The organism is Sinorhizobium sp. M4_45 (assembly GCF_002885915.1).
Lineage (GTDB): Bacteria > Pseudomonadota > Alphaproteobacteria > Rhizobiales > Rhizobiaceae > Sinorhizobium > Sinorhizobium meliloti_A.
Genome location: NZ_NWVE01000002.1, coordinates 571,234 through 584,127, shown reverse-complemented (window position 1 = coordinate 584,127; position 12,894 = coordinate 571,234). Strand labels below are relative to the sequence as shown.

The following is a 12,894-nucleotide window of genomic DNA, read 5'->3' as shown; positions in this document are numbered from 1 at the left end:
TCACATGTTCGGATAGACCGGCCCTTCGCCCCCTTGTGGCGGCACCCAGTTGATGTTCTGGTTCGGGTCCTTGATATCGCAGGTCTTGCAGTGGACGCAGTTCTGGGCGTTGATGACGAAGGTGGGCTCGCCGTCCTTCTCCACCCATTCATAGACGCCGGCCGGACAGTAGCGCGAAGATGGGCCGGCATAGACCTCGTATTCCGAGCGTTTCTGCAGATCCCAATCCTTCACCTGAAGATGCACCGGCTGGTCCTCCTCGTGATTGGTGTTCGACAGGAACACCGAGGAGAGCCGGTCGAAGGTCAGCACGCCATCCGGCTTCGGATAGTCGATCTTCTCGTGCTTGGCGGCCGGCTCGAGCGATTGCGCATCGGTCTTGCCGTGCTTCAGCGTCCCGAAGAAGGAAAAGCCGAAGAGCTGGTTGGTCCACATGTCGAGACCGCCGAGCGCCACGCCGACAGCGGTGCCGAACTTCGACCACAGCGGCTTGACGTTGCGGACCCGTTTCAGGTCCTGGCCGATGGCGCTCTCGCGCCAGCCGCGCTCGATCTCGATCGGCTCGTCATTGGCGCGGCCGTGGGCGATCGCCTCGGCGAGTTTCTCCGCCGCGAGAATGCCCGACAGCACCGCATTGTGGCTGCCCTTGATGCGCGGCACGTTGACGAAACCGGCCGAGCAGCCGATCAGAGCCCCGCCGGGGAAGGAAAGCTTCGGCACCGACTGGTAGCCGCCCTCGGTAATGGCGCGCGCGCCATAGGAGAGCCGCTTGCCGCCCTCGAAGGTGCCGCGGATCGCCGGATGCGTCTTGAAGCGCTGGAACTCCTCGAACGGATAGAGATACGGGTTCTTGTAGTTGAGATGGACGACGAAACCGACGGCGACCAGATTGTCCTCGAGGTGATAGAGGAAGGATCCGCCGCCGGTCTTCATGCCGAGCGGCCAACCGAAGGAATGCTGCACGAGGCCGGGCCTGTGATTTTCCGGCTTCACCTCCCAGAGTTCCTTTAGGCCGATGCCGAATTTCGGCACGTCGCGCCCCTCGTCGAGCTTGTATCTGGCGATCAGCTGCTTGGCGAGCGAGCCGCGCACGCCCTCGCCGATGAGGGTGTACTTTCCGAGCAGCTCCATGCCGCGGGCGAAGTTCGGCCCCGGCTCGCCGTTGCGCTCGATGCCCATGTCGCCGGTGGCAACGCCGATCACCGCGCCCTCGTCATTGTAGAGGACCTCGGTCGCGGCAAAGCCCGGATAGATTTCGACGCCGAGCGCTTCCGCCTGGGTGGCGAGCCAGCGACAGACATTGCCGAGGGAGACGACGTAGTTGCCGTGATTGTTCATCAGCGGCGGCATCAGGAAATTGGGAAGGCGGACCGAGCCGGCGGGGCCGAGAAAGAGAAACTGGTCGTCGGTGACTTCCGTCTTGAACGGGTGGTCCGGTTCGTCGCGCCAGCCGGGCAAGAGCCGGTCGATGCCGATCGGGTCGACCACGGCGCCGGAGAGGATATGCGCGCCCACTTCGGCGCCCTTCTCCAGAACCACGACCGAGAGTTCCGGATTGACCTGCTTCAGCCGGATCGCCGCCGCAAGACCAGCCGGTCCCGCCCCGACGATCACGACGTCGAATTCCATGCTCTCGCGTTCGGGGAGTTCTTGTTGCTCGGTCATTACACTCTCCAGTTCTGCCGGTCTTCTGCCGGCTCCGTTCCCGGCCAAATCATCCCGTCATGACAAATGCCGTAAACCTTGTCGAGCCGGGATGCGACAGACTGTCTCTGCATTTGCGCATGAGTTCATGAGATTACTATGTTACTTGAACGTAAACGTAAATGCATTTGGGCGGATCTGGCCGATCGACAGCTTGCTTTTGCAGCGCTCGCATGCGAGGAGGCCCGCCCCACCCCGCAAGCCGCATCACCGACAAGACGGAGACGATCATGGCGTTCGCCCTAGGCCTCGACTTCGGCACGACCAATTCGGTACTGGCTCAGGCCGAAGGCGCCTCGACGCGCTCCATCGTCGTGGAAAGCCCGGTCGGGAGATCGGACACGACGCGCACGGCGCTCTCTTTCCTGAAGGATGCCGGTCCCTCGCCCCTGAAAGTCGAAGCAGGACAGGCGGCAATCCGCGAATTCATCGACAATCCGGGCGAATGCCGCTTCCTTCAGTCGATCAAAACCTTTGCCGCGAGCGCGCTCTTCCAGGGCACGCTGATCTTCGGGAAGCGCTACGAGTTCGAGGACCTGATGCAGCGTTTCCTGACGCGGCTCAGGGACTATGCCGGCAGTAACTGGGAACCCACCTTCAGGCGTGTCGTCATCGGCCGTCCCGTGCAGTTTGCGGGCGCCAATCCGAACGAGAAACTGGCCCTCGAACGCTACAATCGCGCGCTTACCCGCATGGGTTTTCCCGAAGTCCATTACGTGTACGAACCGGTCGCGGCCGCCTTCTATTTCGCGCGCAACCTCGATCGGGACGCGACGGTGCTCGTCGCCGACTTCGGCGGCGGCACTACCGACTACTCGATCATCCGGTTCGAGAGCCAGGCCGGTCGACTGACGGCAACGCCGATCGGACATTCCGGCGTCGGCATCGCGGGAGACCATTTCGACTTCCGGATTATCGACAACATCGTCTCGCCGCTCATCGGAAAGGGGAGTCTGTTCAAGAGCTTCGACAAGCTGCTTGAGGTGCCGTCGAGCTACTACGCGAATTTCGGCCGCTGGAACCAGCTTTCGATCTTCAAGACGTTGAGAGATTTCACCGAATTGAAAAAGCTGGTGCGCGCAAGCCTGGAGCCGGAGAAGCTGGAGTCCTTCGTGGAGCTCATCGAGCATGACGAAGGCTATCCACTCTATCAGGCGGTCTCGGCCACCAAGATGCGGCTCTCGCAGGCTGAGGAGACCGAATTCGCCTTTGCGCCGCTGGGCGAGCGCGCACGCCGTACCGTTCACCGGGACGAGTTCGAAGCCTGGATTGCGCCTGACCTTGCCCGCATCGAGGAGGCGCTTGACGTGGTCCTTTCAACGTCTGCGACAAAACCGGACGGGATCGACAAGGTGTTTCTCACCGGCGGGACGTCCTTCGTGCCGGCGGTTCGCCGTCTCTTCGAGAACCGCTTCGGCAAAGAGCGCATCGAGAGCGGCGGCGAGCTCCTGTCGATCGCCCATGGCCTGGCGCTCATCGGCGAGCGCGACGACATCGCGGCCTGGACAGCAGCGGCCTGAAGGCAGTCCCTGCCACCACAGATTTGAGGAACGTGCAGTGGACCACGCCCACCGATCTGTTACATTCGCCCCATGATCTCGGCCAACGACCTCTCCCGCTCCGAACTCGCTGCCCTTCTCGCCTTCCATGCGGAGGCGGGTGTCGAGTGGCTCCTCGAAGACGAACCGGTCGATCGGCTCGCTGAATTCGAGGCGATGAGAATCAGGCGCGCGCAAAGCCGCGCCGTGCCGCAAACCAGCGCGACCGCAGTCGAACCGCAGCAGCCTGCTCCCCTTGCCGCCCCCTCGCGCGAGCGTCGCCCCGCGCCTCCGGCATCCCCTCCGGCGGTTGCGATACCGGACGAGCAGGCCATCAAGGAGGCGCAGTTCGTCGCCGATGCCGCGCGATCGCTGGGAGAGCTGCGTACGGCCATGGAGGCCTTTGCCGGCTGCAACCTCAGGAACAGCGCACGCAACCTCGTCTTTGCCGAAGGCAGTGCTGCTTCGGGAGTCATGATCATCGGTCCGATGCCCTATGCGGATGACGACCGCGACGGCCGCCCCTTTGCGGGACGGCACGGCGAGATGCTCGAACGCATGCTGTCCGGCATCGGCCTTTCGCGCGAGGACGTACTTCTTGCCAATGCCGTGCCCTGGCGGCCACCGGGAAACCGCGTTCCGAGCGCTCGCGAGGCGGATATCTGCCGACCGTTCATCGAGCGTCAGATCGCGCTGGCCGAACCCAAGCAGTTGCTTCTGCTCGGCAACTTCACCGCCCGCTTCTTCTTCGGCGGCGAAACGATCCATCAACTGCGCGGCGAATGGCGAGAGCTCACCTTTGGCGGCACCCGCATTCCAACGCTCGCCACCTTGCATCCGCAGGACCTTGTCGCCGCTCCCGTCAACAAGCGCTTCGCCTGGCTGGACCTGCTGGCGTTCAAGTCGCGCCTCGGCTGATACAACTGCTCGATTTATGAACAAGGTGTGAAAAAAGCCATGCGATTTGCGCATGTCTGAGCGGCGTTTTAGCGCATTGCAAAACCAATGCTGCACCGCAATATAGCACGACGGGAGGAATGGATAAGGATTTGAACCATGACTGCCCGCTATCGCCCGATTCACAGCAGCTTCGAGACGCTCCGCTACGCCGGTGCCTCCTCGCGCGCGCCGTCCAACAGCTTCGGGTCGGCTGCCAACGAGCAGCTGACAGCAATCGGTCTCGCGCGGACGACCCGCCCGGCTCAGATCTTCGCCGAATTCATCCAGCGCTGAACGCTCTGTGCCGGAAAGACTGCAGGAGAGAACGATCATGTCCAAGCCGCTCGACAGCATTCGCGGTCTCGTCGACACGATCTCCGACATTCGCACCGCCGTCCGCGCATCTCGCGAGTACAGCCGCCTGAGCCTCGCCAGCGACGGACGGCGCGCCGATCACGGCGCGGCGAGCCAGTTGCTGCCGAGATAGGTCACGTTTGGGTCCGGACCGACCTGAAAACCAACGTGATCGCTTCCCATTGGTCGAACGCGGGATGCGGGCGGAAATCCGCACACACTTTCCTCATCACGCTCCTGCCTTTCCGGCTGCGCCATTTCGCCATTCCCTGTCGCAATCGACAGCGCCCCGGAACTTCGTTACAGCCACTCTCGATTCGTTTTGACGGAGTGACGAAGTTCATCGGCCGAGCCGAAACGAAGCCGCTCCTTAATCCCCTCTCCAGGAGCGCCGATGCTGGCGAACTTCGCTTCCGTTTTCAGCCTGATGCTCTCGACCTTCCTGATGATGGTCGCCTTCGGGCTGCAGAGCTATGTCATCCCTGTACGCTCCGTGGCGGAGAGCTGGTCGACCCTCACCATCTCGATATTCGCGACCGGCTACACGCTGGGGTTCACCCTTTCCTGCATCGTCACGCCTAAATTCGTCCTGCGCGTCGGCCATGTCCGCGTCTTCACCGCCCTGATAACGCTCCTTTCCATCGCGATCCTGATGTGCGGGCTCGTCGTCGATTGGCGCGCCTGGATCGGCTTCCGTGCCGTGTCGGGCTTTGCGATTGCCGGAAGCTATCTCGTCATCGAGAGTTGGCTGAACGAGCGGGTGACGAACGACAATCGCGGCCTGCTCTTCTCGCTCTATCTCATCACCAGCATGGTCGGCACGATCGGCGGACAGTACCTAGTGCCGCTCGGCGATCCGAGCAACACCTCCCTTTTCATCCTTTGCGGCGTGCTGTTCTCGCTCGCCCTGCTGCCGACCGCCCTTTCCTCCTCGCCGATGCCGGCCCCCCCGGCACGGGCAAATTTCGATATCCCCGCACTCTATCGCCGCTCGCCGGTCGCTGTCGTCGGCGGCTTTCTCGCCGGTGCGCTCTCGGGCGCGTGGCTCAATCTCGGCGGCGTCTTCACCCAGAAGATCGGCCTTTCGACCGGCGAGGGAGCGACGCTACTCGCGTCGCTTCTGGCCGGCAGCGCGATCTCTCAGGTCCCGATCGGCCGCGCCTCGGACCGGATGGACCGGCGCATCGTCATGGTTGCCTGCGGCATCGCCGGCGTCGTGTCGTGCCTTGCCATGTCCGTTTCGATTGCGAGCAGTCCCCCGGTTCTCTATGCGCTCGCCGCCTGCATCGGCACGGTCCTCTTCCCGATCTACGCGCTGAACGTCGCGCATGCCAACGACCTTGCCCGCCCCGACGAATATGTGGAGATTTCATCCGGGCTGATGATCACCTACGGCCTCGGCACGATCTCCGGTCCGCTGATGGTCGGTCCGGTCATGGACCGGTTTGGCCCCGTCGCACTGTTCATCGCGCTTGCCGTGTATTTTGCACTCTACAGCGGCTATGCCGCATGGCGCATCCTTCAGCGCGAGCAGCATGACGGCCTCGTCGCGAAGACCGATTTTCAGGCGACCACGGTGCTGCCGACCCCCGGTCCCGACGTCACCGGTCCGCTCGCACAGCAGGACGCAGGCGACCTCATCGAGGACGACACCGTTCCTGTCTGGGAGCAACGCGCCGAGTAGCCCATCCCTTTATCCCTGCGGCGTCACGTGCTTGCGCGCGCCCTTGCGTTCCAGTCCCAGCCGATGTTCCCGGTAGATGATGAAGATGCCCGCGCCGACGACGATTGCCGTCCCGGCAAGCATGGTCAAGGTCGGCACGTCGCCGAAGAGGAAGTAGCCGATGACTATGCCGAGCACGATCGACGTGTATTCGAAGGGAGCGATCGTCGACATATCGGCGTGGCGATAGCTCTCCGTCAGCAGGATCTGCCCGACGCCGCCGCAAAAGCCGGCGATCGTCAGGAGAACGAAGGCCTGCCAGGAAAGCTCGGACCAGCCGAAAGGCAGCGTCGCGAGCGAGAACACCGCGGCCGAAAGGGAGAAGTAGAGGACGATGGTGTGCGTGCGCTCCTTCTGCACGAGCTTGCGCACGAGCACCATCGCCGTTGCCCCGAGCGCTGCCGAAAGCAGTACGGCGACCGCACCCTTGGCCTCGGCCGACCCGAAGCCGCCTTCGTTGAACAGCGTAAGCCGCGGCCAGGAGATGATAAACACCCCGACGAGCCCGACAAACACCGCAGACCAGCGATAGAGCCGCACGATCTCGCCCAGAAAAATTGCCGCGAAAGCGACAGCGAGCAGCGGCATGGCATAGCCGATCGCAATCGCCTCCGGCAGCGGCAGATGGACGAGGCCGTAAAAGCCGCAACTCATGGCGAGAATGCCGACAAAGCCGCGCACTAGGTGTCCGGTGATATCAGTGGTCCTGAACGCGTCCCGCAATGCGCCACGGCATGCCAGAAATCCAAGGATCGGCACCATCGCAAAAGCCGAGCGATAGAAGGTGATCTGGCCGGTGGGGATATCGTCGCCCGCAGCCTTGATGCAGGTCGACATGCACACGAAGACGACGACGGAGAGCACCTTGAGCACAATCCCCTTCATCGGGCTCACATCGTCCGCATCCATGAAACGCAACTTTTCAAACTGACATCGGCGAACCGGTCGGAAGGCCAACAGAAACGGGAGGACGCGGCGGCAAGGCCGCGAAAGGACCACGCCACCTTAGCCGTGCTTGCGCAGCATGTTGGATCAAATTTCGTGATGGAGCTGGTTTTTTCGTGATGAATTCGCCCGCATATGCAAAGCTTGTTGCCAAGAAAGATGGGTCTGCAGGTTATTTAGCAAGCCCGAAAAAATCGTCACGGATTTAGTTCTTGTTAGTGCCGCTCCGATAAACCTTCGGTCAATAAGAGGCGGGAGTGGCCCTGCGTTTTTGCTGCCGAATGTACTGTCGCCGGCACCACATTCGTGCGTAAATCTCGGATCTTGGCTTTTCACCATCACGAGCGCCCTCTACAAATCAAAAGAGCAAGAAGGCGCAAGCAGGACTGACCATGCGGACAAACACTGGCCAGATCGTTCATCTGGAAAACTACCGGCCGACCGATTTCGTACTCGAGAGGGTGGACCTGACTTTCGAACTCGACCCGAGGGAAACGAAGGTCGAGGCGCGCATGATCTTCCATCGCCGCGAAGGCGTCAGCCCCTCTGCACCGCTCGTTCTCGACGGCGACGAGCTCACCATGACCGGCCTGCTGCTCGATCAGGAAGCGATTCCCGGCACGCTCTATGAAGCGACGGACGACACGCTTACCATTCGTGGCCTGCCGGAAGCGGCGCCCTTCGAGATCACCGTCACGACGGCTTTGTCGCCTGAGACGAACACCAAGCTGATGGGCCTCTACCGCACGAGCGACGTCTATTGCACCCAGTGCGAAGCCGAAGGCTTCCGCCGCATCACCTACTTCCCGGATCGCCCCGACGTGCTGGCGGTCTATACCGTCAACATCATCGCGGACAAGGCTTCCGCACCGCTCCTGCTTTCGAACGGCAACTATCTCGGCGGCGCCGACATGGGCGACGGCCGTCATTTTGCCTCCTGGTTCGATCCGCATCCGAAGCCGAGCTATCTGTTCGCGCTCGTCGCCGGCGATCTGGGCGTCGTCGAGGGCACCTTCACCACCGCTTCCGGCCGCGACGTCGCGCTCAAGATCTATGTCGAGCACGGCAAGGAGCCGCGTGCCGCCTACGCCATGGATGCGCTGAAGCGGTCGATGAAATGGGATGAGGAAGTCTTCGGCCGCGAATACGATCTCGACATCTTCATGATCGTTGCCGTTTCCGATTTCAACATGGGCGCCATGGAGAACAAGGGGCTCAACATCTTCAACGACAAATACGTGCTCGCCGATCCCGAGACGGCGACCGATGCGGACTATGCCAATATCGAGGCGATCATCGCCCACGAATATTTCCACAACTGGACCGGCAACCGCATCACCTGCCGCGACTGGTTTCAGCTCTGCCTGAAGGAAGGCCTGACCGTCTATCGCGACCACGAGTTTTCCGCCGACATGCGTTCGCGCGCCGTGAAGCGGATCGCCGAAGTGCGGCACTTGAAATCCGAGCAGTTCCCAGAGGATGCCGGCCCCCTCGCGCATCCGGTGCGCCCGACGCAATACCGCGAAATCAATAATTTCTACACGACGACGGTTTACGAGAAGGGATCCGAGGTCACGCGGATGATCGCGACGATCCTCGGCCGCGACCACTTCAAGAGGGGAATGGACCTCTACTTCGAGCGTCACGACGGCCAGGCGGTAACGATCGAGGATTTCGTCGCCTGCTTCGAGGCTGCGAGCGGCCGCGACCTCAAGCAGTTCTCGCTATGGTACCATCAGGCCGGAACGCCGCTCGTCACCGCTTCGGGCACCTATGACGCCTCCAGCCAGACATACACGCTATCGTTGGAGCAGACCGTTCCGCCGACGCCCGGGCAGAGCAGCAAGGCACCGATGCATATCCCGCTCCGCTTCGGATTGCTGCTTCCGGACGGAAGCGAGGCAAGGCCCTCGGCCGTCTCCGGCGCCGAGATCACCGACGACGTACTGCACCTGACCGAGCGCAAACAGACGATCACCTTTTCCGGCATCCCATCCGAGCCGGTCCCCTCCTTCAATCGCGGCTTCTCCGCGCCCGTCAATCTGCACCTGGCGCAAAGCGCCGAGCAGCGTGCGCTGATCGCACGCCACGAGACCGACCTCTTCGCACGCTGGCAGGCGCTGAACGCGATGGCCCTCGACAATCTCGTCAAGGCGGCAGCGGAAGCGCGTGCCGGCCAGCCGGTTGCCTGTGACGATGCGCTCGTCGACGCCCTGCTCGCAGCAGCCGGCGACGACCGACTGGAGCCGGCGTTCCGATCGCAAGTGCTGTCCCTGCCGAGCGAAACCGACATAGGCCGCGAAATCGGCGGCAATAACGACCCGGATGCCATTCACGCCGGCCGCCAGGCTATTCTGGGCGCCATCGCCACGGCCGGCAAAGACACCTTTGCGCGACTGGTGAACGAAATGTCTCTGTCCGGCCCGTTCCGTCCCGATGCCGAGAGCGCCGGGCGGCGGGCGCTGCGCAATTCCGGGCTCACCTATCTCGTCTATGCCGACGGAAGACCTGAGAAAGCCGCTGATGCGTTTCGATCCGCCAACAACATGACCGACCTCAGCCAGGCGCTGACGCTTCTTGCGCATCGGTTTCCGGGCGCCGAAGAGACGGCGGACGCCCTGGCCGCGTTCAAGAAGCGCTTTGCCGACAACGCACTGGTCATCGACAAGTGGTTCGCCATTCAGGCGACGATTCCCGGAGCATCGACGCTCGACCGCGTTCGGGCGCTGATGTCGGATCCGCTCTTCAATGCCAGCAATCCGAACCGCGTTCGCTCACTGGTCGGCACATTCGCCTTCGCGAATGCCACCGGCTTCAACCGCATCGACGGTGAAGGCTATCGTTTCCTTGCCCGGCAGATTCTGGACATCGATGCGCGCAACCCGCAACTTGCGGCGCGTATTCTGACGTCGATGCGCTCCTGGTGGTCGCTCGAAAAGATCCGGGCCGGCCACGCCCGCAGCGCGCTCGAGGATATCGCGCGTGCCTCCAATCTTTCCGCCGATGTCAGCGACATCGTCGACCGCATGCTCAAAGACAAGCGCTGACCAGACCGCCGAACACGACGGTTTCAGTTCGGATCGACCTGAAACCGTCGTGGATCTGGCCTGAAATCGGCTCTGGCAGTCCGGCTATCATTTCCCAACGATGAAATATGGTTAACAAATCTTTACCGTTGCCTCTGGACAAGGCGAATCGCCCTGTGATTCATTGAGTCAGATTCGGGCGAGCGGCGCGCCGAATCACTGAAACGCCCGCTTCCGGGAAACCGATAAAGACGGGATCGACGTTTCGGACTGATAAGAATCAAGCGTTCCTTGCGGCATGGTCGCGGGCGGATCGCTTTTCGAGGACGACAAATTGGATAAGATGGCGGACGCGCGACGGGGAAGCGCAGCCGAAGGGCGGTTGCGACTCAAGTTTCCGGGCTTTTCGAGCCTCGAACGGGAGTTCATCGAGCAGGCAAAGATATTTGCCGAACCGGCCTCGCAGAAGCTCGCAATGGCCGAGCCGATGCTCAAGCGGTCCATCCCGGTCCTCATTATCGCTTTTCTTCTCATCGTGGCGATCTCACGGATGTCGGGCATCATGGACGAGCATGCCCGCATGGAAGCCTCTTCCCGCCGGACGGTCAGCCTCGCGGCCGCAGCGGCAGCCGGTGTTTTCCAGACCGGCGGATCGGAACTCTTCGCCGATGGCCGCCGCTGGGAGGTCGAACGGCGGCTCGCCGAACTTCTGCCTGCCGAAATCCTGGACGCCGGAATTTTCCTGCTGACGGTCCGCAGGGACGGACGCGTCTTTGCCGGGACGCAGGATGGCGTCCATCTCATCGGGCGCACGCTCTCCGCAATCGCTCCCGAGGTCGCGACGCTGCAATATTATGGCGAGGGTGCCGGTGTCGTAAGAGCGTCGATCGACGGCATCGAGCATTTCATCGCGCTCCGGCAATTGCCGGATTCCGGCGGCGCGGTTCTGGCGGCAACGTCGATCGCCAGATTCGAAGCGGCCTGGCGCGACGAAATTTCACTCAACGTCACGCTGTTTGCCGGCGTTTCGGCGATCCTGATGGTCGTCCTCTATGCCTATTACATCCAGGCAAAGCGCGCCCGAGATGCCGATGCGGTCTTTGCCGAATCGAACCTGCGCGTCGAAACGGCGCTCTCCCGCGGACGCTGCGGCCTCTGGGACTTCGATCTGGACAACCGGCGCCTCTTCTGGTCCCGCTCGATGTACGAGATGCTCGGAATGCCGGGCGACGCGAGCGTGCTGTCGTTCGGCGATGCCGCCCGTCTCATGCATGTCGAAGACCGGGGCATATACCGGGTCGCTCGGGCGATCGCGAAAGGCAACGAACGCCAGATCGATCAGGTGTTCCGGATGCGCCATGCGGATGGCCACTATGTATGGCTTCGAGCGCGTGCCCAGGTGATCCGCACCGTGTCGGGCCGGACGCATCTGATCGGCATTGCGATGGACGTGACCGAGCAACACAGGCTTGCGCAGCGTTACGCCGAGGCCGATCAGCGCCTGGCGGACGCGATCGAGTGCACCTCGGAGGCCTTCGTGCTCTGGGACAAGCACGATCGCCTGGTGATGTGCAACACCCATTACCAGCAAGCCTGGCAGTTGCCCGACCACGTGCTGGTGCCCGGCACCGAACGCACGATCGTCCATGCGGCGGCGGCAAGGCCCGTTGTCGAAAGGCGCGTCGCCGATCCGGACCGGAGCAATCACTCGCAGACGAGCGAGGTTCAGCTTGCCGACGAACGCTGGCTGCAGATCAATGAGCGGCGCACGCGCGACGGCGGGCTCGTCTCGGTGGGCACGGACATCACGCTCCTCAAGCGGCATCAAGTTCGCCTGCGCGAATCCGAGCGGCGGCTGATGGCAACCATCGGCGATCTCTCCGCCTCCCGCGTAACGCTCGAGCAGCAGAAGGCCGAACTTTCCGTCGCCAACGCGAACTATCAGGCGGAGAAAGAGCGCGCCGAGGCCGCGAACCGGGCAAAGTCCGAATTCCTCGCCAACATGTCGCACGAGCTGCGCACCCCGCTGAACGCCATTCTCGGCTTCTCGGAAATCCTGCAGGACCAGATGTTCGGCCCCCTCGGCTCGGAGAAATACCACGAGTATTCGCGCGACATATTCGAGAGCGGCAAGCATCTGCTCAACGTCATCAACGACATACTAGACATGTCGAAGATCGAGGCAGGCCATATGCGCATCACGCGCGAGCGGATCGATCTCGCGCCACTCATCGAGGAGACCCTTCGTTTCACGGCGATTCCGGCAGAGCGAAAGAACATCCGCGTGGTCCAGCAAATATCCTCCGGCCTGACGATGTTCGCCGACCGCCGGGCGATGAAGCAGGTCCTGCTCAATCTCCTCTCCAATGCGGTCAAGTTCACCAATGAAGGCGGCCGCATCTCCTTGCGGGCGCGCAAGGTGAGGGGCGCCGTCACGCTGACGATCGCCGATTCCGGCATCGGCATTCCCAAGGGCGCGTTGCAGAAGATCGGCCAGCCCTTCGAGCAGGTGCAGAGCCAATATGCCAAGAGCAAGGGCGGCTCCGGGCTCGGGCTCGCCATATCTCGTTCGCTGACGCGGCTTCACGGCGGGACGATGAAGATCCATTCGGCAGAGAATGTCGGCACCATCATATCGGTCAGGATTCCCGACCGCGGCTGACTA

Annotated in this window: 9 protein-coding genes; 7 read left to right on the top strand and 2 right to left on the bottom strand. The window is 62.4% G+C overall.

Annotated features, from left to right (window positions below; genetic code table 11):
- Positions 1 to 1,665 carry an electron transfer flavoprotein-ubiquinone oxidoreductase gene (locus tag CN933_RS08460; protein WP_018094572.1) on the bottom strand — a complete coding sequence of 555 codons (1,665 nt, stop codon included), beginning with the start codon at positions 1,663 to 1,665 and terminating at the stop codon, positions 1 to 3.
- A 269-nt stretch (positions 1,666 to 1,934) separates the two neighbouring features.
- Here CN933_RS08460 and CN933_RS08450 point away from each other — a divergent pair, with 269 nt between their 5' ends.
- The 5 genes from CN933_RS08450 to CN933_RS08430 all read left to right on the top strand — a co-directional run bounded on the left by CN933_RS08450 (position 1,935) and on the right by CN933_RS08430 (position 6,219).
- Positions 1,935 to 3,224 carry an Hsp70 family protein gene (locus tag CN933_RS08450; protein WP_102761404.1) on the top strand — a complete coding sequence of 430 codons (1,290 nt, stop codon included), beginning with the start codon at positions 1,935 to 1,937 and terminating at the stop codon, positions 3,222 to 3,224.
- A gap of 72 nt (positions 3,225 to 3,296) precedes the next feature.
- The gene (locus CN933_RS08445; RefSeq protein ID WP_018094570.1) at positions 3,297 to 4,160 is read left to right on the top strand and encodes a uracil-DNA glycosylase; all 864 of its coding nucleotides are present in this window, start codon (positions 3,297 to 3,299) and stop codon (positions 4,158 to 4,160) included.
- Positions 4,161 to 4,298: 138 nt separating this feature from the next.
- The gene (locus CN933_RS08440) at positions 4,299 to 4,475 is read left to right on the top strand and encodes a hypothetical protein (RefSeq protein WP_018094569.1); all 177 of its coding nucleotides are present in this window, start codon (positions 4,299 to 4,301) and stop codon (positions 4,473 to 4,475) included.
- 37 nt (positions 4,476 to 4,512) lie between these two features.
- Entirely contained in the window at positions 4,513 to 4,668 is a 156-nt protein-coding gene (locus CN933_RS08435) for a hypothetical protein (protein ID WP_018094568.1), read from the top strand.
- A gap of 261 nt (positions 4,669 to 4,929) precedes the next feature.
- The gene (locus CN933_RS08430) at positions 4,930 to 6,219 is read left to right on the top strand and encodes an MFS transporter (protein ID WP_018094567.1); all 1,290 of its coding nucleotides are present in this window, start codon (positions 4,930 to 4,932) and stop codon (positions 6,217 to 6,219) included.
- A gap of 9 nt (positions 6,220 to 6,228) precedes the next feature.
- On the opposite strand, the gene CN933_RS08425 is transcribed toward CN933_RS08430, so the two are convergent.
- Entirely contained in the window at positions 6,229 to 7,167 is a 939-nt protein-coding gene (locus CN933_RS08425; protein WP_018094566.1) for a DMT family transporter, read from the bottom strand.
- Positions 7,168 to 7,595: 428 nt separating this feature from the next.
- Here CN933_RS08425 and pepN point away from each other — a divergent pair, with 428 nt between their 5' ends.
- Positions 7,596 to 10,250 carry an aminopeptidase N gene (gene pepN / locus CN933_RS08420; RefSeq protein WP_102761403.1) on the top strand — a complete coding sequence of 885 codons (2,655 nt, stop codon included), beginning with the start codon at positions 7,596 to 7,598 and terminating at the stop codon, positions 10,248 to 10,250.
- Between the two features lie 313 nt (positions 10,251 to 10,563).
- On the top strand, positions 10,564 to 12,891 hold the full coding sequence (locus CN933_RS08415) for a PAS domain-containing sensor histidine kinase (protein ID WP_026168566.1): 2,328 nt from the start codon (positions 10,564 to 10,566) through the stop codon (positions 12,889 to 12,891).
- Positions 12,892 to 12,894 lie beyond the last annotated feature (3 nt).

Coding starts and splice junctions, on each gene's coding strand:
- CN933_RS08450 (WP_102761404.1), top strand. CDS start 1,935: ATGGCGTTCGCCCTAGGCCTCGACTTCGGCACGACCAATTCGGTACTG.
- CN933_RS08435 (WP_018094568.1), top strand. CDS start 4,513: ATGTCCAAGCCGCTCGACAGCATTCGCGGTCTCGTCGACACGATCTCC.
- CN933_RS08440 (WP_018094569.1), top strand. CDS start 4,299: ATGACTGCCCGCTATCGCCCGATTCACAGCAGCTTCGAGACGCTCCGC.
- CN933_RS08445 (WP_018094570.1), top strand. CDS start 3,297: ATGATCTCGGCCAACGACCTCTCCCGCTCCGAACTCGCTGCCCTTCTC.
- CN933_RS08430 (WP_018094567.1), top strand. CDS start 4,930: ATGCTGGCGAACTTCGCTTCCGTTTTCAGCCTGATGCTCTCGACCTTC.
- pepN (WP_102761403.1), top strand. CDS start 7,596: ATGCGGACAAACACTGGCCAGATCGTTCATCTGGAAAACTACCGGCCG.
- CN933_RS08460 (WP_018094572.1), bottom strand. CDS start 1,665: ATGACCGAGCAACAAGAACTCCCCGAACGCGAGAGCATGGAATTCGAC.
- CN933_RS08425 (WP_018094566.1), bottom strand. CDS start 7,167: ATGGATGCGGACGATGTGAGCCCGATGAAGGGGATTGTGCTCAAGGTG.